This window comes from Pseudomonas fragi, assembly GCF_002269505.1.
Classification (GTDB): domain Bacteria; phylum Pseudomonadota; class Gammaproteobacteria; order Pseudomonadales; family Pseudomonadaceae; genus Aquipseudomonas; species Aquipseudomonas fragi_D.
In genome coordinates this window covers 61,987-82,440 of sequence record NZ_NQKQ01000006.1, presented here as the reverse complement: position 1 = coordinate 82,440, position 20,454 = coordinate 61,987, and the positions used below count along the sequence as shown (strand labels likewise).

18 protein-coding genes are annotated in these 20,454 nt (G+C 60.5%); 9 read left to right on the top strand and 9 right to left on the bottom strand.

The genetic code is table 11. The features are described 5' to 3' along the window. Window positions 1–9 precede the first annotated feature (9 nt). A complete protein-coding gene (locus tag CJU81_RS07550) occupies window positions 10–1,065 on the bottom strand; it encodes a phosphorylcholine phosphatase (protein ID WP_095036115.1) in 1,056 nt (351 codons plus the stop codon). Window positions 1,066–1,284: 219 nt separating this feature from the next. On the opposite strand from CJU81_RS07550, the gene CJU81_RS07545 reads away from it, so the two are divergent. Then, entirely contained in the window at window positions 1,285–2,676 is a 1,392-nt protein-coding gene (locus CJU81_RS07545; protein WP_095036114.1) for an L-cystine transporter, read from the top strand. Window positions 2,677–2,803: 127 nt separating this feature from the next. On the opposite strand, the gene CJU81_RS07540 is transcribed toward CJU81_RS07545, so the two are convergent. Next, window positions 2,804–3,316, bottom strand: coding sequence for a dihydrofolate reductase (locus CJU81_RS07540; protein WP_095036113.1), 513 nt, complete (start codon window positions 3,314–3,316; stop codon window positions 2,804–2,806). 90 nt (window positions 3,317–3,406) lie between these two features. Between CJU81_RS07540 and CJU81_RS07535 the strand changes: the two genes are divergently transcribed. Both CJU81_RS07535 and CJU81_RS07530 read left to right on the top strand, forming a co-directional pair. After that, on the top strand, window positions 3,407–4,789 hold the full coding sequence (locus CJU81_RS07535) for a DUF2868 domain-containing protein (protein ID WP_095036112.1): 1,383 nt from the start codon (window positions 3,407–3,409) through the stop codon (window positions 4,787–4,789). Then, window positions 4,782–6,146, top strand: a complete 1,365-nt coding sequence (locus CJU81_RS07530) for a GTPase/DUF3482 domain-containing protein (protein ID WP_095036111.1) — start codon at window positions 4,782–4,784, stop codon at window positions 6,144–6,146. Before CJU81_RS07535 ends, CJU81_RS07530 begins: the two co-directional genes overlap by 8 nt. 26 nt (window positions 6,147–6,172) lie before the next feature. Here the strand turns inward: CJU81_RS07530 and CJU81_RS07525 are convergent, their stop codons facing one another. The 7 genes from CJU81_RS07525 to CJU81_RS07490 form a co-directional block, all read right to left on the bottom strand. After that, a complete protein-coding gene (locus CJU81_RS07525; protein WP_095036110.1) occupies window positions 6,173–6,730 on the bottom strand; it encodes a phosphonate degradation HD-domain oxygenase in 558 nt (185 codons plus the stop codon). Further along, on the bottom strand, window positions 6,730–7,863 hold the full coding sequence (locus tag CJU81_RS07520; RefSeq protein WP_095036109.1) for a TIGR03364 family FAD-dependent oxidoreductase: 1,134 nt from the start codon (window positions 7,861–7,863) through the stop codon (window positions 6,730–6,732). The genes CJU81_RS07525 and CJU81_RS07520 overlap by 1 nt, the downstream gene beginning before the upstream one ends. Before the next feature lie 140 nt (window positions 7,864–8,003). Next, window positions 8,004–9,026 carry a putative 2-aminoethylphosphonate ABC transporter substrate-binding protein gene (locus CJU81_RS07515; protein ID WP_095036108.1) on the bottom strand — a complete coding sequence of 341 codons (1,023 nt, stop codon included), beginning with the start codon at window positions 9,024–9,026 and terminating at the stop codon, window positions 8,004–8,006. A gap of 37 nt (window positions 9,027–9,063) precedes the next feature. Beyond that, window positions 9,064–10,788, bottom strand: coding sequence for a putative 2-aminoethylphosphonate ABC transporter permease subunit (locus tag CJU81_RS07510; protein WP_095036107.1), 1,725 nt, complete (start codon window positions 10,786–10,788; stop codon window positions 9,064–9,066). 1 nt (window position 10,789) lies between these two features. Beyond that, the gene (locus tag CJU81_RS07505; protein ID WP_095027582.1) at window positions 10,790–11,866 is read right to left on the bottom strand and encodes a putative 2-aminoethylphosphonate ABC transporter ATP-binding protein; all 1,077 of its coding nucleotides are present in this window, start codon (window positions 11,864–11,866) and stop codon (window positions 10,790–10,792) included. A gap of 201 nt (window positions 11,867–12,067) precedes the next feature. Then, complete coding sequence (locus tag CJU81_RS07495; RefSeq protein WP_095036105.1) at window positions 12,068–12,931, bottom strand: LysR family transcriptional regulator; 864 nt, start codon at window positions 12,929–12,931, stop codon at window positions 12,068–12,070. Between the two features lie 16 nt (window positions 12,932–12,947). Next, window positions 12,948–15,188 (bottom strand): heavy metal translocating P-type ATPase, encoded by a 2,241-nt coding sequence (locus CJU81_RS07490; RefSeq protein WP_095036104.1) that lies wholly within the window; start codon window positions 15,186–15,188, stop codon window positions 12,948–12,950. 86 nt (window positions 15,189–15,274) lie between these two features. On the opposite strand from CJU81_RS07490, the gene cadR reads away from it, so the two are divergent. From cadR to CJU81_RS07460, 6 genes are all read left to right on the top strand, one after another. Next, window positions 15,275–15,724 carry a Cd(II)/Pb(II)-responsive transcriptional regulator gene (cadR, locus tag CJU81_RS07485; protein WP_095027586.1) on the top strand — a complete coding sequence of 150 codons (450 nt, stop codon included), beginning with the start codon at window positions 15,275–15,277 and terminating at the stop codon, window positions 15,722–15,724. Window positions 15,725–15,830: 106 nt separating this feature from the next. Further along, window positions 15,831–16,871 (top strand): DUF5924 family protein, encoded by a 1,041-nt coding sequence (locus tag CJU81_RS07480; protein ID WP_095036103.1) that lies wholly within the window; start codon window positions 15,831–15,833, stop codon window positions 16,869–16,871. 79 nt (window positions 16,872–16,950) lie between these two features. Beyond that, complete coding sequence (locus tag CJU81_RS07475; RefSeq protein ID WP_095036102.1) at window positions 16,951–18,081, top strand: ABC transporter permease; 1,131 nt, start codon at window positions 16,951–16,953, stop codon at window positions 18,079–18,081. A gap of 8 nt (window positions 18,082–18,089) precedes the next feature. Further along, window positions 18,090–18,881 (top strand): ATP-binding cassette domain-containing protein, encoded by a 792-nt coding sequence (locus CJU81_RS07470; protein ID WP_176464813.1) that lies wholly within the window; start codon window positions 18,090–18,092, stop codon window positions 18,879–18,881. Window position 18,882: 1 nt separating this feature from the next. Continuing rightward, on the top strand, window positions 18,883–19,821 hold the full coding sequence (locus CJU81_RS07465; protein ID WP_095036100.1) for an MlaD family protein: 939 nt from the start codon (window positions 18,883–18,885) through the stop codon (window positions 19,819–19,821). Further along, a complete protein-coding gene (locus CJU81_RS07460) occupies window positions 19,818–20,450 on the top strand; it encodes an ABC-type transport auxiliary lipoprotein family protein (RefSeq protein ID WP_095036099.1) in 633 nt (210 codons plus the stop codon). Before CJU81_RS07465 ends, CJU81_RS07460 begins: the two co-directional genes overlap by 4 nt. Window positions 20,451–20,454: the final 4 nt, after the last annotated feature.

Here is a 20,454-nt window from a genome sequence, read left to right as displayed (position 1 = left end):
CCACAGGAATTACTGGATCTGGTCAGGCTTGACGATCACCCAGTTCTTGTCCGCCGTTACCGGCAACCCTTCCCTGGCCTGCGCCGCCGCGTTTTTGGCCATCATGCCTTCCAGTTGCGCCATGTATTTATCTTTGCGGTTGATCCACAAGTGCACCCCGCCCTTGGCCACGTCCACACCGTGAAACAGCATGTAGCCATCACTTGACGGCGTATCACCGCCCACCAGCACCGGTTTCTTCCATTGGTCGATATAGGTCAGGATGGCGGCCTGCTTGCCCGCCATCCAGGTGGCCGGGGTCCACAGGTAAGGGGTCAGCTCCAGCCCAAGGTTGGCTTTTTCGTTGTAGGTACCGGCGCTGATCTGTTTGCGGGCTGTCGTCAGCTCACCGGTTTTACGATCTTTGAGCAATGTGCTCACGCCAATCACGTTCTGCGGTTTGACGTTGTAACCGTACTTGGGATCGGCCGCGACCATGCGCACCAGCTCTTCCGAAGCCGCGGTCATGACATAAACCTCGATGCCGTTCTCCATCAACTTGTTGAACAGCTCGACCTGCCCGGTAAACACCTTGGGTGGCTGGACCTCGGAGGCCTTGACCAGATCCCCCTCGAAGTAAGTCACCGGCACCGGCTTGCCAGATGCCATCAGTTCATCCACGTAGCCCTTGAGCTGTTGCAGGGTGAAACCGGAAAACACCTGAGCCACCCACGGGTAGCACACCATGTCGTCCACTTCGCACAGGCGGTAGTAGTAGCTGAACAGGCTTTCTTTATGCTCGGCAGTGTCCTTGAACGGGATCAGCTTGAGTGACGGGTCGAGGCTGTCACGGGTGATCAGGCCGCGGTTTTCCATAAACGGCAGCAGCGCTTCTTCAAGATCGTTGCGATAGCTGGTGTTGTCCATGTCAAAGACCGCGAAGTTACCCTTGTTCGCGTTAGCGGCGATCATGGTTTCCAGTTGTTTGGCCTGATCGGCAGGCCAATGCTTGAGTTCCGTGGCCATCGCCTGGCCCGCAAGGCCCATGCACAGGGTTAACGCGGTCAATTTGGCGGTCAGTTTCATCAGCTATGCTCCTGATTAAAGGCATCGACGCTAACAAACCTGCATGACAGTTTTTAACTTGGACACGACTGCTATCGTCTTGTCTGCGTCACAGCCTTATTCCAAAAACCAAGGTTGTCATTCCACATCGGTATATTTGTAGATATATCAACCTGTTACGATTTCCGGTTCGCAATAGTTACATCCAAGACTGGTACAAGTCGTCCCCTCGGAGCTTTCATGAATTTCCCGCTGATCCTCAATCTGCTGGTGTTCCTCGCGTTGCTGTTCGGCTTGTCGCTGACCCGCCACACCGCGTGGAGCCTGGCGAAAAAAGTCTTGCTGGCGCTGGTTATAGGCGTGGTGTTCGGCCTGTGCCTGCACCTGACCTACGGTACAGACAGCCCGACCCTGAAAGCCTCCATCGGCTGGTTCGATCTGGTTGGCAGCGGTTACGTACAACTGCTGCAAATGATCGTGATCCCGCTGGTGTTCGCGTCGATCCTGAGCGCCGTAGCCCGTCTGCATAACGCCTCGTCCCTGGGCAAGATCAGCTTCCTGACCATCGGCACGCTGCTGTTCACCACCATGATCGCAGCACTTGTCGGTATCGGTCTGACCAACCTGTTCGGCCTCACCGCCGATGGCCTGGTGGCCGGCGCTGCAGAAATGAGCCGCCTGCAAGTGATCCAGAGCGACTACGCGGGCAAGGTTTCAGACCTGAACGTGCCACAACTGCTGCTGTCGTTTATCCCGCAAAATCCGTTTGCCGACCTGGCGCGGGCCAAGCCGACCTCGATCATCAGCGTGGTGATCTTCGCTGCATTCCTGGGCATCGCCGCGTTGCAGCTGTTCAAGGACGAGCCGGAAAAAGGCGGCAAGATCCTCAGCGCCATCGACACCCTGCAAGCCTGGGTGATGCGCCTGGTGCGCCTGGTGATGAAACTGACCCCGTACGGCGTACTGGCCCTGATGACCAAAGTGGTTGCCATGTCCAACGTCCAGGACATCATCAAGCTGGGCAGCTTTGTGGTGGTGTCTTACATCGCGCTGGCGTTGATGTTTGTGATTCACGGCGTGATCGTGTCGTTTTCCGGGGTTAACCCGCTTCGTTTCTTCCGCAAGGTATGGCCGGTTCTGACATTTGCTTTCACCAGTCGTTCGAGCGCGGCCAGCATCCCGCTGAGCATCGAAGCGCAAACCCGTCGTCTGGGGATTCCGTCTTCGATCGCCAGCTTTGCTGCCTCGTTTGGTGCAACCATTGGCCAGAACGGCTGTGCCGGTCTGTACCCGGCCATGCTGGCCGTGATGGTTGCCCCGACCGTGGGTATCAACCCGCTCGACCCGGTGTGGATTGCTTCGCTGGTGGCCATTGTGACCTTGAGTTCGGTAGGCGTGGCCGGTGTGGGCGGTGGTGCAACCTTCGCTGCACTGATCGTGTTGCCGGCCATGGGCTTGCCGGTATCTCTGGTGGCGCTGCTGATTTCGGTCGAGCCCCTGATCGACATGGGCCGTACTGCGCTGAACGTCAGCGGTTCGATGGTGGCAGGTACCGTGACCAGCCAGATCCTGAACCAGACCGACAAGGCCATCCTGGCTGAAGACGATCATGGTGATCTGGCGCACGCTTAAAAAGCCGACCCTCACCCCAGCCCTCTCCCAAAGGGAGAGGGAGCCGATCTGTGGTGTTGCGAAGATCTGCTTTTGCTTTTAGTCCCCTCTCCCTCCGGGAGAGGTTTAGGGTGAGGGGCTTTTGACCTTAAGCCCTTTCCCACACCTCAAAACTGAACGCCGGCTTGCCATCCGCAGCCTCGTGCTTCTCTTGCGACACCAGTTTCCACTGCGCCTGATCAAACTCAGGAAACCACGCATCCCCTTCGGGGCTCAGGCCCACTCGCGTCAGGTACAACCGGTCGGCATCCGCCAAACCCTGGGTGTACAGCTGCGCGCCGCCAATCAGCATCACTTCACTGACGCCCTGCTCGATTGCCCACGCTTGGGCACGCTCCACGGCCGCCTCAAGAGATGCAAACACCTCGGCACCTTCTAACTGCAAATCAGTCTGACGACTGACCACCAGATTCAAGCGACCCGGTAACGGCCGACCCAACGAATCCCAGGTCTTGCGGCCCATGATGATCGGCTTGCCCAGGGTGGTGGCCTTGAAATATTTGAAATCCGCAGGCAAATGCCACGGCATGCTGTTGTCGACGCCGATCACACGGTTTTCAGCGAGTGCCGCGATCAGGCTAAGGGGGAGTGTTTTTTTCATGGCGCCGAGGATACCAGAGCCGCCCGCGCCGACAGTACCCTGCCTGACTAACAGCGGTTATGCTCTTGGTTCACTTGAATGGAATGTCGCGTGACTCAACTTACCCCGCTACAGCGCCTCTGGCTGACCGAAACCGTGCGCCTGCGCGAAGAGCACGCGGGCCCGCTGGACGACCTTGAAGCCAATCGCCGCGCCCGAACCACGGCAGGCGACTTGCCCACACGCCTGCAAAACCGCGCCCTGTGGCTGGCCGAGCGCGACGGCCTGCTCGCCGCCATGCAGCACTGGCTGCAAGGTGCGCGGTTGGCGCTGCTGGTACTGGCCGTGCTGGCCGTGATCAGCGGCGCCGGGCTGGCATTCGCGGCCCTGGGCGACGGGCAAACCCCGGTCAATGTGTTCTGGGCCCTGGGCAGCCTGCTGGGGCTCAACCTGATACTGCTTCTGAGCTGGGCAACCGGCCTGCTTTTTGCCGGTGAACACAGCGCCAGCCTCGGCCGCCTGTGGCTGTGGCTCAGTGAAAAACTCGCCCGTGACGCCAAGGCCGCACAATTGGCCCCGGCCCTGGTGCTGTTGTTGCAACGGCGCAAACTCAATCGCTGGGCACTGGGTACGCTGGTCAATGGCTTGTGGCTGCTGGCGATGCTCAGCGCGCTGGTGATGATGCTGCTGCTTATGGCCACGCGCCGCTATGGCTTTATCTGGGAGACCACAATTCTGGGGGCCGATGTGTTTGTCGCCGCCACCCGCGCCCTCGGCGCCCTGCCCAACTGGCTGGGCATGAGCGTGCCCACCGTGGAGATGATCCGCATCAGCAACGACACCAGCCTCTACAACAACGAACTGGTGCGTCAGGCGTGGGCGGTCTGGCTGGTAGGTGTAGTGCTGATTTACGGCGTGATCCCGCGCCTGCTGCTGGCAGCCTTGTGCCTGTGGCGCTGGAAAATCGGGCGCAACGCGCTGCAGCTGGACCTCAACCTGCCCGGCTACAGCCAGTTGCGCGAGCGTCTGATGCCCAGCAGCGAGCGCCTGGGCGTAAATGACATGGCCCCCGAGCAATTGCACAACGTGCAGGCCGGGCACAGCGACCTGCAAACCGATGGGGCCTTGATCGTGGCCATCGAGCTGGACGACCAGCACCCCTGGCCGCCCCAATTGCCGGCAATGGTCAAGGACGCAGGCATCCTCGACAGCCGCGAGTCCCGGCAAAAACTGCTGGAACAAATGACTCGTTTCCCCCCCGCGCGCCTGGCCATTGCCTGCGACCCGCGGCGCTCGCCGGATCGCGGCAGCCTGGCGCTGATCGGCGAACTGGCGCGCAGTGCCCGCGAAACCCGCATCTGGCTGCTGCAAGCGCCACCCGGTCAGGCACTGGACGCCGATCGCCTGGGCGATTGGCACACCGCGCTGCAAAAGCTGGGCTTGCCGTTCGCCGCCAGCGCGCCACTCAACTGGCTGGAGACAGGCCATGACTAAGCCACTGACGCTGGCCGTGGTCGGCCATACCAATGTCGGCAAAACCTCATTGCTGCGCACCCTCACCCGGGATGTCGGCTTTGGCGAAGTGTCCCATCGCCCCAGCACCACGCGCCATGTCGAGGGCGCCCGGCTGTCGGTAGACGGCGAGCCGTTGCTGGAGCTGTACGACACGCCGGGGCTTGAAGATGCCATCGCCCTGCTCGACTACCTTGAACGCCTCGACCACCCCGGTGAACGCCTGGATGGCCCGGCGCGGGTCACGCGCTTTCTCGAAGGCAGCGAGGCGCGCCAGCGCTTTGAGCAGGAAGCCAAAGTACTGCGCCAATTGCTCGCCTCGGACGCCGGGCTGTATGTAATCGACGCCCGCGAACCAGTACTGGCCAAATACCGCGACGAACTCAGCGTACTGGCCAGTTGCGGCAAGCCGCTGCTGCCGGTGCTCAACTTTGTCAGCAGCCCGCAACACCGCGAGCCCGAGTGGCGCGAGGCCTTGGCCCGCCTGGGCCTGCATGCGCTGGTGCGGTTCGACAGCGTGGCCCCGCCCGAAGATGGCGAGCGCCGCTTGTATGAAAGCCTGGCGCTGTTGCTGGAGCATTCACGCGGGGCGCTGCAACGTTTGATCACTGACCAGGAGGCCCAGCGCGAAGCCCGCAAGCACAGCGCCATGCGCCTGATTGCCGAACTGCTGATCGACTGCGCCGCCTGCCGTCGTAGCGTGGCCAGCGAAAAAGCCGCCGAGCAACAAGCCATCCAGCAACTGCGCGAAGCGATCCGCCAGCGTGAGCAACGCTGCGTTGAAGCCATGCTCAAACTGTATGGCTTTCGTACCAGCGATGCGGCGGCCAGCGATTTGCCGTTGCTCGACGGGCGTTGGGGCGATGACTTGTTCAACCCCGAGACCCTCAAGCAACTGGGTGTACGGGTCGGTAGCGGGATTGCTGCAGGCGCGGCAGCCGGGGCCGGTGTGGACTTGATGGTCGGTGGCCTGACCCTGGGCGCGGCAGCGCTGGCCGGGGCCATTGCCGGTGGTGCACTGCAAACCGCACGCAGCTACGGCAGCCGCTTGCTGGGCAAACTCAAGGGCCAGCGCGAATTGACCGTGGACGACAGCGTGTTGCGCCTGCTGGCCCTGCGTCAACGGCAATTGCTGCATGCGCTGAATGCTCGCGGGCATGCGGCCGTAGACAGCATCAAGGTCGCCACCCCGCAGGACAAGACCTGGCGCGAGGGCAAACTGCCCGAAGCCCTGAACAAAGCCCGCGCGCACCCGCAATGGTCGTCGCTCAACCCGCATGCGAAGTTGAGCCAGGCTGAGCGTCAGGAGCAGATCGAGGCGTTGGCAGAGCAGATCTAAGTACCGGCTCCCACAAGAATGGGTACTTAACCCTCTAACAGGCGCACGGCTTTGGCCTTGAGGATGTGCAGGTCGATCACCGGCACATGCATCGCCTTGGCCTGCTCATCCCACACCCGCATGCGCAGGCTCAGTTGGCACAACGGGTCCTGCTCGAATGCATCCGCCTCGGCCTCGCTCATCACACCGCCCTGATAACCCAGCGTGCGAATGCTCGCCTCACTCAACAGCGCGTAGTACCCCGGTTGGCGCAAGGTCAGGTAACGCTTAGCCTGTACATGGTATTCCACCAGCTTGGCCAGCCGCTCGCTGAACCCGGCACGGCGCAGGTAATCGGCGCCAATCCGCTCATGGCTGAGCACCCCGTAGCCGCCCATGTTCTGCGCATCCTTGCCGCAAAAGTGCCCGATATCGTGAAAGAAAGCGGCCAACACCACTTCATCGTCATAACCTTCATCCAGCGCAAGCTGCGCGGCCTGAGACATATGCTCGATCTGTGACACCGGCTCACCGATGTAATCGTCGGTGCCGTATTGCTGATACAAACCAAAAACGTCTTCAACCACTTGCTGCGCATGTGTCATCACATCTTCTCCAGCATCCGGGCAATATTGCCCTCGGCCATCGCCGGCCCCACGCTCATGCCCACACCCGTGTGCATCAGCGCCGCATTCAGGCCGGGCTCGACCTCCAGCCAGGTGAATGGCCTGGCCCCCCTGGCACCATAGACGCCCTGCCAACGCTCCACCACCTGCACTTCACAGCCCAGGGTTTCTTGGCACAGTTGCAGCATCCAGTTATCCACCTGCTCGCCGTTGAAAGGTGAAGGATCCCGACTGTAATCGTGAGAATCGCCGACGATCAAATCACCATAAGGCGTAGGACTGATCAGCAGATGGATGCCGTGCTCATCCAGGTACGGGCTGTCGCGCAGGATTTCGGCCTGCACGGGCGCTGCTTCGGGCAAGTCGGCGAATGCGCCGTAGTGCACGCAACTCAGGCCGGTCAGCAGAGCATGTTGTAGCTTCAAATCGATCTTGGGCCGCACGCGCAGCATTTGCAGACGGCAAACCTGCGGGTTGAGTCTGGCCAGCGGCTCGGCCAGTAAGGTCAGGTAGTCGTGACCCGAACACACAATCACCTGCGCCCCCTTGAAACTGCCCGCCGTGGTGTGGACCTGACCGGGTTCGACCTCGCGCACCAGGGTCGAAAAATGAAATTCGACGCCCAGCTCACCGTGCAAAAAATTGATAAGGGCCGGGATGGCTTCGCGTGAATACACCTGCTGGTCGTCAAGGCCATGCAAAGCGGCGCGGTGATGGCTGAATTGACCACCATAAAGAGCGTCCATTTCTGCACCGCGCACTAATTCGACGCGATAACCGAACTCCCGTGCTCGACCTTGGCAGAAAGCTTCGAGCAAGTGCTCTTCGGCTTCGGTGCGGGCGAAAAGGTATGAGCCATTACGCTTGAGATCAAAGCCTGCGCGTTGTGCCCAATCAGCCCAGATGCTGCGGCTGGCACGGGCCAGATCGAGCATCACGCCCGGTGGTTGGCCGGTGACCAGCGCCTGGCCGAAATTGCGCACCGAGGCGCCCAGTGGCGTGGCGGTGCGTTCGAAGACGTGCACCTTGAGCCCGCGTTTTGCCGCAGCATAGGCGTGGGACAAGCCCAGAATACCGGCGCCGACGATAAGGATTGAATCGGATTGGGACATGCTCGAGCCCTTGGTAAGCCGCAACCCTCACCCCAGCCCTCTCCCAAAGGGAGAGGGAGCAGATTTGAGTCGTACACATTAGTCGGGAACACCCCGATCAAGCTCCCTCTCCCTTTGGGAGAGGGTTGGGGTGAGGGGCTTTACTGCGCCACTTTCTCGGACTTGCCGTCATAGCGCTTACGCCACTCGGCCAGGATGCTGTCGCGATTCTGCGAGGCCCAGGCGAAGTCGTTCTTGATCAGGCGCTGCTCGTAGTCGGCTGGCAGCTCGGTCTGTGGCTTGGCGATGCCAGGCTGGGCGAGTACCGCGAAGTTCTCTTTATAAAGCTCCATCGCCGCCGGGCTTGCGGAGAAATCAGCCAGCTTTTTGGCTGCCTCTTCGTGCGGGGTGCCTTTGATTACAGCCGTAGCCTCGATTTCCCAGCCCAGGCCTTCTTTGGGCAACACGATATCCAGCGGCGCCCCCTGACGCTTGAGCTGCACGGCCGGGTATTCAAACGAGATACCAATCGGGAACTCACCTGCAGCCGCCAGTTTGCAAGGCTTGGAACCCGAATGGACGTACTGGCCGATGTTCTGGTGCAAGTCATCCATAAACTGCCAGCCCTGCTTCTCACCGAACGTTTGCAACCAGGCACTCACGTCCAGAAAACCGGTACCGGACGAGGCCGGGTTGGGCATCACGATCTTGCCCTTGTATTCAGGCTTGGTCAGGTCTTGCCAGCTCACCGGCTTGCTCAGGCCCTGTTTTTCGGCCTCGATGGTGTTGAAGCAAATGGTCGCAGCCCACACGTCCATGCCTACCCAGGCCGGCGGGTTGGCCGCATCACGGTAGTTGCCGCCAATCTTGGCCAGGTCTTTGGGCGCGTAGCTTTGCAGCATGCCCTGCTGGTCCAGAATCGCCAGGCTGGAGGCGGCCAGGCCCCACACCGCATCGGCTTGCGGGCGAGCTTTTTCAGCCAGCAACTTGGCGGTAATGATGCCCGTGGAATCGCGCACCCACTTGATCTCGACGTCCGGGTTGGCCTTTTCAAAGGCCTGCTTGTAGGTCTTGAGCTGTTCGGCTTCGAGGGCCGTGTACACGGTCAGTTCGGTTTTGGCAGCGAACGCGTTAAAGCTAAAAGCGCTGAGGACTGCAGCGGCAAGAGCAAGAGGCTTGAACATGGTGCGGTTCCTTTTGGGTGTAGGGGCAGGGTTATTGTTATGGCGCGGGCGCACCCTGGCGCCAGGCCTGGGAACGGCGCAGCAAGCCGCGCGAAGCCCGGGCCAGGAGCAGGGATACACCCGCCGAAGTGAACAGAATCAAGGTCGACATGGCCGCCGCGCCGCCCACGTTGCCGGCATCGTCCATGTTCAGCACCGCCACCGCCGCCAGGATGGTGTCGGGGCTGTAGAGAAAGATCGCCGCTGACACGGTGGTCATCGCCGAGACAAACAGGTAGCGCATGATGTCCAGCAGCGCCGGCAGGCAAATCGGCACGGTGACGCGCCAGTAGTGGCGATACAACGGTGCCTTGAGCGACAGTGCAGCGGCTTCAAATTCGCTGTCGAGCTGGCGCAGGGCCGTGGTGGCCGTCATTTGTGCGGTGGTCAAATAATGCGCAATGGTGCAGGCCACCAGCAGGGTCATGGTGCCGTAGAGCACATGCAGCGGATTGCCCGGCAGGTTGAAAAAGAACACGTAGCCCAGCCCCAGCACCAGGCCCGGCACAGCCATCGGCACAAAGCTGAGCATGCGCAAGGCCAGATTCAGCCCCTTCTGGCTTCTGGTTTTTTCCATCAGATAGGCGCCGGTAAAGATCACCGCACTACCGATCACCGCCGTACATAACGCCATCGTCACGCTGTTGCGGTAGGCCAACCAGCCTCCTCCAGCGGTGTCGTTGAACTGGTAGTGGTTGAGCGACAGTGACAGGTTGTATGGCCAGAACTTGACCAGCGACGAATACACCGCCATCCCGAACACCAGCAGCAAGGTGGCGCAAATCAGCAGCACAATGGCCAGATAGCAGCGGTCACGGACTTTCGACGGCACCGGCTTGAACACCTGGGCGCGGCCGCTCATCGAGTCACCCTGCTGACGGCGCAACCAGGCATCGACGCCAAAACTGAACAGGGCCGGCAACAGCAAAACCATGCCGATCAAGGCACCGCGACCGAATTGCTGCTGGCCGACTACGGCCTTGTAGGCTTCCAGCGCCAGCACCTGATAGTCACCCCCCACCACAACCGGCACGCCGAAGTCGGTGATGGTCAGGGTGAAAACCAGACAAAATGCTGCGAACACGGCCTGTTTGGTGCCTGGCCAGGTAATGCTGCGAAAGGCTTTGAAGGGACCGGCGCCCATGCTTGAGGCGGCGTCAAACAGGCGCGCATCGGCCAGCGACAAAGCCGATAGCAAAATCATCAAGGCGTGCGGGAAGGTGTAGATCGCTTCCCCGAGAACAATCCCCCAGAAGCCGTAGATATTGTCCGAAATCAGTCCACGCAACATGCCCTGGTTACCGAACAGATAGACCAGCGCGATGCCCGGCAACATCGAAGGCGCCATCAATGGCAGCAGTGACAACCCGCGCCAGATACGCTTGCCGGGGATCATGGTGCGTTGCAAGGCGTAGGCGAACAGATACGCCAGCGGTACGACAATGGCCGCCACGCTCAGTGAAACCTTAAGGCTATTGCCAAGCAACCAGTGAAAGTTGGCGCTGGTAACCAGCTCCCGCGCTGCAACCCAACCGCCGCCCTGACCGTCTTCGGCACTGAAACCGCGCCAGAAGATCGCCAGTAACGGCATCAGCACCGCGACACTCAGCAATAGCAGTAACAGGAGTTTGCCGCCCACCACGAAAATGCGGTCACCGAGTTCCGCACGGCTGGTTTGGCGGGGGATTTTGCCGGTCAGTGGCAGGGCCATTTCAGCGGCCATCTCAGGCAAACACCTGCAGGCTAGCAGGCGGCAGGGCGACAACAATGTCCGGCGTGCCGAGGCGCGGCAAGTCCTGGCTGCCCACTTCGGCCGTCAGGGCATGGCCCGGCAGGTGGTTGAGTTCAAAGCTCATGCGACAGCGATTGCCCAAAAAGGTGATTTCACGCACCCGTGCCGGAAACAGGTTTTCCTGATGCAGCAGCGGATTGACGCTGATGGCTTCGGGGCGGCAGAACAAACGCCCCGAGGCGGCGCGGCCAGCGTCATCCGCCAGACGCATGTTCATACCGCCAACCTGGGCGTGAGTGGCGCTGTTGCGCAAAAACGGCAGCCAGTTACCCTGCCCGACAAACTCGGCGACAAAGGGCGTGGCCGGCTTGTCGTAGATTTCTTGCGGAGTGGCGTATTGCTCGACTTTGCCGTTGTTCATCACCGCAATGCGGTCGGCCATGAGCATGGCCTCGTCCTGGTTGTGGGTGACCATCAGCGTGGTGATGCCCAGGCTGCGTTGAAGCTGGCGCAACTCGGTACACAAGTGCTCACGTACGCGGGCATCCAGCGCCGACATCGGCTCATCGAGCAGCAGCAGCGAAGGCGATGGCGCCAGGGCTCGGGCCAGGGCAACTCGCTGCTGCTGGCCACCGGAAAGCTGGCCCGGAAACTTCTTTTCACTGCCGGTCAGGCCCACCAGCTCCAGCATGTCGCCGACGCGCTTGCGCACCACATCGCGATTGCTGCCCGCCAGACCGTAGGCGATATTTGCTTCAACGGTCAGATTGGGAAAAAGGGCGTAGGACTGAAACAGAATCCCGTAGTCACGGGCTTGCGGCGCCAGCTCGGATACATCGCGATCCCCCAGATACAAAGCACCGTTGTCCTGGCGCTCAAGCCCCGCGATACAGCGCAACAGCGTGGTTTTGCCGCAACCGGAGGGCCCGAGCAGACACACCAGCTCGCCTGCGGCCACATCCAGCGAGACATTGTCCAGTGCGGTAAAGGCGCCAAAGCGCTTGCTCACATTGCGCACCTTCATCGGTACGCCAGGTTGGGTCATAGCGGTTGCGTTCGAGCTGTTCATGGATGCACCTCATCAAGCAGATGGGGTCATCCTAGAGACGCAATGCGTACAAGATGTGGCAGCAAGGCTAAAGCTACCGATAGTGGTATTGGTGGATTTGGGTGTGGGCAAGTATCAAGAGCCCCTCACCCTAACCCTCTCCCGGAGGGAGAGGGGACTAAAAGCAAAAGCAGGTCAGTGCAGTGCAGTGACACAGGGGCTTTAACAACCCGCCATTTCTTGCGCCAGCCCCAGAAACGCCGCTGGCAAGCGCGCAGATTTTCGCTCTTTGAGGCAGTACAGGTACTCATGGATCACCGGCGCATTCTCCAGCGTCAGCACCCGAAGCTGCGGATCGTGGGGTACTTCTTGCCGGGCAATGATGCTGATGCCGATGTTGCGCAGCACAGCTTCGCGGATCGACTCCCGGCTACCGATTTCCAGCAGCGGGCCAAAGCTGACACCGGCACTTGCAAGCAGATCTTCCGTCAACTTGCGCGTGGTCGAACCCTGTTCGCGCATCAACAGACAATGCCCGGCAAGCGCACTCAATGGCACATGCTCAAGCTTGGCCAGCGGGTGACTGCGATGCACCGCCAGCACCAGCGGATCGGCACCCAGGATGCGGCGGATCAGGCGTGGGTCTTCTACCAGTTGGGAGGAAGCTGCGATATCGACCCGGTACTCGTCCAGCGCCTCCAGCACTTGCTGGGAATTACCGATATCCACCGACACTTCAATGTGCGGCAAGCGCTCGCGAAAGGCTTTGACCAGATCCAGGATGTAATACGGCGCGGTCGCGGCAATGCGCAACGTGCCGGTGCCCTGGCCGCTGTTGCGTAAAAAGAACTCAATGTCGGCTTCTTGTTGCAACAACGCCTTGACCATCGGTAGCAGGCGCACGCCTTCATCGCTAAGGGTGAGGCGCCGTCCCCCGCGGTAGAACAGCTCCACGGCATAGTGGCTTTCGAGGTTGCGGATCTGCGTGGTCACGGTCGGCTGGCTGAGCCCGAGCTTTTTTGCGGCCTGCGTAATACTGCCCAGTTGGGCCACCCGGTAAAACGCTTTCAGCTCGGCACTCAGCACAGCGACCTCTCTTGTTCTATTTGCGCAACAGGCGCAAACCGTTGAAGACCACCAACAGGCTGACGCCCATGTCGGCAAATACGGCCATCCACATGGTGGCCAAACCGAGGAAGGTTACCGCAAGAAAGATCGCTTTAATGACCAATGCCAAAGCAATGTTCTGCTTGAGGATGCTCGAAGTCTGGCGTGACAGGCGAATAAATGCCGGGATTTTGCGCAGATCATCGTCCATCAGGGCGACATCGGCGGTCTCGATCGCGGTATCCGTGCCCGCCGCGGCCATGGCAAAACCAATCTCGGCGCGTGCCAGCGCCGGGGCGTCGTTGATCCCGTCGCCCACCATGCCGACATGATGGCCCTTGGCATACAGCGCTTCGATCGCCTTGAGCTTGTCCTCTGGCAGCAGGTTGCCTTGGGCTTCGTCGATACCGACCTGGGCGGCAATGGCGTTGGCGGTGTGCGGGTTGTCGCCGGTGAGCATCAAGGTTTTGATGCCCAACTCATGCAACTCGCGGATCGCTTCGCGACTGGTTTCCTTGACCGTATCCGCCACCGCGAACAACGCCATGGGACCCGCGCTGTCGCACAGTAAAATCACGGTTTTGCCCTGCTCTTCCAGCGCAAACAGTTTTTCTTCCAGCGCCGGTGAGCACAGGCCCAGTTCTTCTACCAGACAGTGATTGCCCAGGTGGTACAGCTTGCCGTCGATTTCGCCGCGCACACCGCGTCCTGCCAGCGCCGTGAAGTTATCCACAGTGAGCAGTTGCAGGTTTTTATCCACAGCCGCATTGGCCACCGCCAGTGATACCGGGTGGTCGGAACGCGAAGCCAGGCTCGCGGCCAGCAGCACAGCACTGTCCGTGACCAGCGGATCAAGCGGCAGGTAATCGGTTTGCACCGGTTTGCCGTGGGTAATGGTGCCGGTCTTGTCCAGGGCCAGAAAGTCGAGCTTGTGGCCACTTTCCAGGTACACCCCGCCCTTGACCAGAATCCCTTTGCGGGCCGCAGCCGCCAGACCGCTAACGATGGTGACCGGCGTCGAAATCACCAACGCACAAGGGCACGCCACTACCAGCAACACCAGCGCGCGGTAGATCCAGTCAAACCACACGCCACCCATGAACAAAGGCGGGATCACGGCCACCGCCAGGGCGAAGACGAACACCAGCGGGGTATAGATTTTTGCGAAGCTGTCGACAAATCGCTGGGTCGGCGCCCGTGCGCCCTGGGCTTGCTCCACGGCATGAATGATCCGCGCCAGGGTCGAGTTGTTGGCCGCTGCCGTCACCCGGTACTCCAGGGCACCGGACTGGTTGATGGTGCCCGCGAAGACTTTGTCGCCCAGCGCTTTCTCGATGGGCAGGCTTTCACCGGTGATCGGCGCCTGATCGACTGTGGAGTTGCCCGCTACCACTTCACCGTCCAGGCCGATACGCTCGCCCGGCCGTACCCTGACCAGGCTGCCCAGGGCAATGTCTTTGACCTCAAGCTCAACCCAGCTGCCATCCGCCTGCTGCACGGTGGCCTTGTCCGGCGCCATTTGCATCAGGCCGCTGATGGCATTGCGTGCACGATCGAGGGATTTGGCTTCGATCAGCTCAGCCACAGTAAACAGGAACATCACCATGGCCGCTTCCGGCCATTGGCCGATCAGCACGGCGCCGGTCACGGCAATGCTCATCAGTGCATTGATGTTCAGGTTGAGGTTTTTCAGGGCAATCCAGCCCTTTTTATAGGTAGTCAGGCCACCACTGAGAATCGACACCAACGCCACCAGCGCGATCACCCATGTAGGCGCCGCATCGGTGAAATGCAGCACTTCCGCTGCCAGTGCGCCAATACCGGCCACGGCCAGCGGCCACCAGTGCTTTTTGGCCGGCGGTGCAGGCGGGGTCGCGTCGGCACCGGAATCAATGGGGTCGGCCTGCATGCCAAGGGATTTGATCGCGTCAATAATCGGCTCGACGGACGGCAGGTCATGGGTCACGCCCAACACCCGGTTGATCAGGTTGAATTCCAGCTGCTGCACACCCGCCAGCTTGCCCAACTTGTTCTGGATCAGGGTCTGCTCGGTGGGGCAGTCCATCGCTTCGATGCGAAAACTGCTCAGGCGAGCCCCCGCCGTCAGGGCAGTGTCGAGCTTGATCACGCTGGGGCCGGCAGGGGCCGAGCAGCAGCTATGGGCATGGCTGGCATGGTCATGCTTGTCGCCATGATCGTGGTCGTGCTTGTGCGGGGTGTGAATGGAATCGCTCATCAGGTTGCGTCCGGAAAAGGTGCCTGTTGCCAAGTAAAGACCCTGTAGCCACTATAGGGTCAAGCATCCTTTTGGAGATCGGCGTGATGAAAATTGGTGAGCTGGCGAAATTGACCGACTGTCAGGTCGAAACCATCCGTTATTACGAACGCGAAGGGCTGCTGCCGGAGCCTGCGCGCAGTGAAGGCAATTACCGTTTGTACACCCAGGCCCATGTCGAACGGCTGACGTTTATCCGCAATTGCCGCAGCCTGGACATGACCCTGGAAGAAATCCGCAGCCTGCTCAACCTGCGCGACAGCCCCCAGGACCAATGCGAAAGCGTGAATGCGCTGATCGACGAGCATATCCACCACGTCAAGGCGCGGGTCGACAGCTTGCTGGCCTTGCAGGCGCAACTGCTCGACCTGCGCCAACGCTGTGGCGAAGGGCCGAACGGCGAGCATTGCGGGATATTGCAGCAACTGGAAGTCAGCGGCTCGGTCAGCGCACCGGAAGGCGAGCCCAGCCATGTGGGCAGAAGTCACGGGCATTGATTGCACGGCGCCGAAGGATACCGCGACCCTTCAATCGCCCCGGACGCGGAGCGCCTAAAACGCTATTCTGTCGAGGATTTTCCTTTTACAGAATGTGAACCGCCGAATGCCAAACTGGAACCACTACGTACAGCGCATCCTTGAATTGATGAAGCGCTATCCAGGGCTGATTGCGGCGTTTGGTTTTTGCTCGGGCGTGGGCAGTTTTATTCTGGTCGACCGCCAGCAAGGCATGGCCCGCTGGATCGCCGTGATCCTGCTGGTGAGCTGGGTCTGGCTGATGCTGGAAAACACCTTTACCCAGCTGTTCAGCCGGGTGTTCAAGCGCGAAATACCTGAACCGTTGCTGCGCTATGCAACCCAGATGATCCATCAGGAAAGTTTTTTCTTTGTCCTGCCGTTTTTCTTTATCACCACTACCTGGAACAGCGGACAGCTGGTGTTTACCGGGCTTCTAGGGGTGTGCGCACTGATCGCCATCATTGACCCGCTGTATTACAAATGGCTGGCGCCCCGGCGCTGGCTGTTTCTGGCCCTGCATACACTGGCCCTGTTCGCGGCCATGCTGACGGCCTTGCCGATCATCCTCAACCTCACCACCTCCGAGAGCTACAAGCTGGCGCTGGGCACCGCCGTGCTGCTGTCCATCCCCAGCCTGGCCGTGAGCCTGCCGCTCAAAACCTGGCGTGGCTGGCTGGTGTTGCCCCTGATTGTCCTGGCTTTGGGCGGTACCGGCTGGCTGCTGCGCTCCTGGGTGCCACCGGCTACGCTGTGGATGACCGAAGTGGCCGTAACCACCCAGTTGCAGGACCGCACACCGGGCGAGAGCATCAAGCACATCAGCGTCAGCGAGCTGCGCAGCCGTGGCCTGTACGCCTATACCTCGATCAATGCGCCCCGGGGTTTGAATGAGCGGATTTACCATGTGTGGCAACTCAACGGCCAGGAAGTCGACCGTATCGCCCTGGATATTCATGGCGGGCGCAAAGAGGGTTATCGCGCCTGGACCCACAAGCAGAACTTCCCGCCGGACCCGGTGGGCCGCTGGCAAGTCCGGGTGTTGACCGAGGATGGGCAGTTGATCGGGGTTTTGCGCTTCAGGGTTAACCTGGATCAATCTGCGCCTGCGGTTGTTAAGGCAAACTGAAACACTTTTGCAGGATTGTGCTATTACATAAGGTCTGCGTTTAAACGTACTGAGCTGGGAGCTTAAGACTATTACGGCCATGGCGGGCAATGCCCAACTAGACACTTCCGGTAATCCGGCGCGGCTGTTGATCAGCGGCGATTGGACGCTTGCCCATTACACCCGCCTCAAGCAGCAGACCGAGCAACTGGTCGGCCAATACGATGAACAGACCGCCATCAATCTGGACGATGTGTCCAGCATTGATACAGCCGGGGCTTCGTTGCTGGTGGAGCTGCTGGGTGCCGAGCGCGTCAGTCAGTTGACCGAAACCGCACAAAAGCTCCCCGCCGCCGATCGTGCCTTGCTTCAAACGGTCTATTCCTCGATGCGCGATTTTTGTGTGCCGGTCTCAGCCAAGGAACAGAACGTCGGCATCCTGTTGCTCAGCCGTATCGGCAGCGCTGTCTATAAACTGTGGCAAGACACCCTGCAACTGCTGGGTTTTATCGGCCTGATCCTGCAAACCCTGGCGCGCAACCTGTTTCGCCCCAAGCAATGGCGCATCACCCCAGTGGTGGCACATATCGAGCAGATCGGTCTTAACGCCGCACCGATCGTGGTGTTGCTGACCTTTATGGTGGGCGCCGTAGTGGCGTTTCTCGGTGCCACGGTACTGGCCAACTTTGGTGCGGGGATTTTTACCGTTGACCTGGTGGCGTTTTCCTTCCTGCGTGAATTCGGCGTGTTGCTCACCGCCATCCTCCTGGCAGGCCGCACGGCCAGTGCCTTTACCGCACAAATCGGCTCGATGAAAGCCAACGAAGAAATAGACGCCATCCGCACCCTGGGCCTCGACCCGATGGACTTGCTGGTGCTGCCACGGGTGCTGGCCTTGTTGATTTCCCTGCCGCTGCTGACGTTCATGGCCATGATGGCGGGCATCCTCGGCGGTGCCGTGGTGTGCGTGGTGTCTTTGGGCATCTCGCCGGACATGTTTATTTCGCTGCTGCACTCGGATATCGGCGTGCAGCACTTTTTGGTAGGCATGGTCAAAGCGCCGTTTTTTGCCTTTCTGATTGCTGCAGTGGGCTGCCTTGAGGGCTTTAAAGTCAGCGGCAGCGCCGAGTCGGTGGGCGCCCACACTACGTCCAGCGTGGTGCAATCTATCTTTATCGTGATCGTCCTCGACGCCGTGGCCGCGTTGTTCTTTATGGAGATGGGCTGGTGAGTACGTCCCTGCGCAAGCCCGGCGAGGCAGTGATCGAGGTGCGTGACCTGTGCAACCGCTTTGGTAGCCAGACCGTGCATGAACACCTCGACCTTGATGTGTACAAAGGTGAGATTCTCGGTGTGGTTGGCGGTTCCGGTACCGGTAAGTCCGTGCTGTTGCGCAGTATTGTCGGCCTGCGTCGCCCTACTGAGGGGCAAGTCCGGGTATTTGGCCAGGACTTGATGAGCCTTGATGAACAGGCCCGCTCAATGATCGAGCGGCGCTTTGGTGTGCTGTTTCAGATGGGCGCGCTGTTTTCTTCGCTGACGGTAAAAGAGAACATCGCCCTGCCCCTGATCGAACACGCCGGCCTGAGCCGACCTGATGCCGAGCACCTGGCGTGCGTCAAGCTGGCACTGTCGGGGTTACCCCTGTCGGCGGCAGACAAATACCCGTCCTCGCTGTCCGGCGGCATGGTCAAGCGCGCTGCGCTGGCCCGGGCGCTGGCGCTGGACCCGGACATCCTGTTTCTCGACGAACCCACTGCCGGGCTCGACCCGATCGGTGCGGCGGCCTTCGACCAACTGATTCTGACCCTGCGCGATGCGCTGGGTTTGAGCGTGTTCCTCGTTACCCACGACCTCGACACGTTGTACACCATCACCGACCGGGTGGCGGTGTTGTCGCAAAAACGGGTGCTGGTGGCGGCGCCCATCAGTGAGGTCGAAGACTACGACGACCCGTGGATTCATGACTATTTCCATGGCCCCCGTGGCCGCGCCGCATACGAAGCGGCAACCCACCTCAAGGAGCAATGACATGGAAACCCGTGCCCATCATGTATTGATCGGCCTGTTCAGCGTCCTGGTTGTCGTCGGGGCCATGCTGTTCGGCCTGTGGCTGGCCAAGGCGAGCATGGACAGCACGTTCAAGGATTACGAAGTGGTGTTCAACGAAGCGGTCAGCGGCCTGTCCAAAGGCAGCTCGGTGCAATACAACGGCATCAAGGTGGGCGACGTGATTGAGCTGCGCCTGGACGACAAGGACCCGCGCCGGGTACTGGCGCGCATTCGTCTGGCCGCCAGTACGCCGGTGAAGGTAGACACCAAGGCCAAGCTGGCGCTGACCGGGGTAACCGGAACTTCGATCATCCAGCTCAGTGGCGGCGACCCCAACAGCCCGCCCCTCAAGGGCAAGGACGGCAAGCTGCCGGAAATCGTGGCCTCGCCTTCACCCATTGCCCGCCTGCTCACCGATGGCAGCGACGTGATGGCTAACGTCAATATGCTGCTGCATAACGCCAACCGGCTGTTTTCCGAAGACAACGTCGATCGCGTGAGCAAGACCCTGGATAACCTTGAGCAAACCACCACGGCCATTGCCGGCCAGCGCGGCGACATCAGCCAGACGTTGAAACAGCTGGCCCAGGTTGGCAAGCAGGCCAGTGTCACGCTTGAGCAAACCAACGTGCTGATGCGCAACGCCAACGGCCTGTTGAGCACCGAAGGCAAGCAGATGTTCAACAGTGCCGAACAGGCCATGAATTCGCTGCAGCAGAGCACGGCGACGATCAACAAACTGATCAATAACAATGAGGACTCGCTCAACAGCGGCCTGCAGGGGCTGAATCAGCTTGGCCCTGCAGTCAACGAACTGCGCGAAACCCTTGGCACACTGCGCTCGATCTCGCGGCGCCTGGAATCCAACCCAAGCGGTTACTTGCTGGGCCGCGAGCAGAACAAGGAATTCACCCCATGAAGCGCACTTATCGCCTGGCCGGTACCATCGTCCTTGCGGCCGGCCTGAGCCTGCTCAGCGCCTGCTCGATTCTGCCCAAACCCGAGATAGTCGACGTGTATCGACTGCCGGCTACGCAAGCGCCCATGACTGCAAGCCAGGGTGCGCCCGTGAAGTGGTCGTTGCGTCTGGAAAAGCCGATGACCACTGGCGCGCTTAACAGCCAGAACATCGTGGTGGTGCCAGAAGGCAACCTGATCAGCAACTACAAGGGCGCACGCTGGAGCGATACGGCGCCGGTGCTGCTGCGCAACCGTCTGCTTGAGGCGTTCTTGCAGGACGGGCGGATTCAGGGCTTGAGTACCGATGACAGCAACTTGCAGTCCGATTACGAGCTGGGTGGGGAGTTGCTGGCGTTTCAGACGCACTACAACGGCAAAAGCCCGGAAGTGCTGATCCAGTACAACGCCCGTCTGGTTCGCAGCAGCGATCAGCGGGTGATTGCCTCCAAACGCTTTGAGGCGCGCCAGCCGCTGAGTAACCCGATGGTGCCGGGCGTGGTCGCAGGTTTTGGCCAGGCCAGTGATGGGCTGATGCCACAAGTGGTGCAGTGGGTGATGCAGCAGGGGCAGGCGCAGGCGCAGCGCTAAAAGG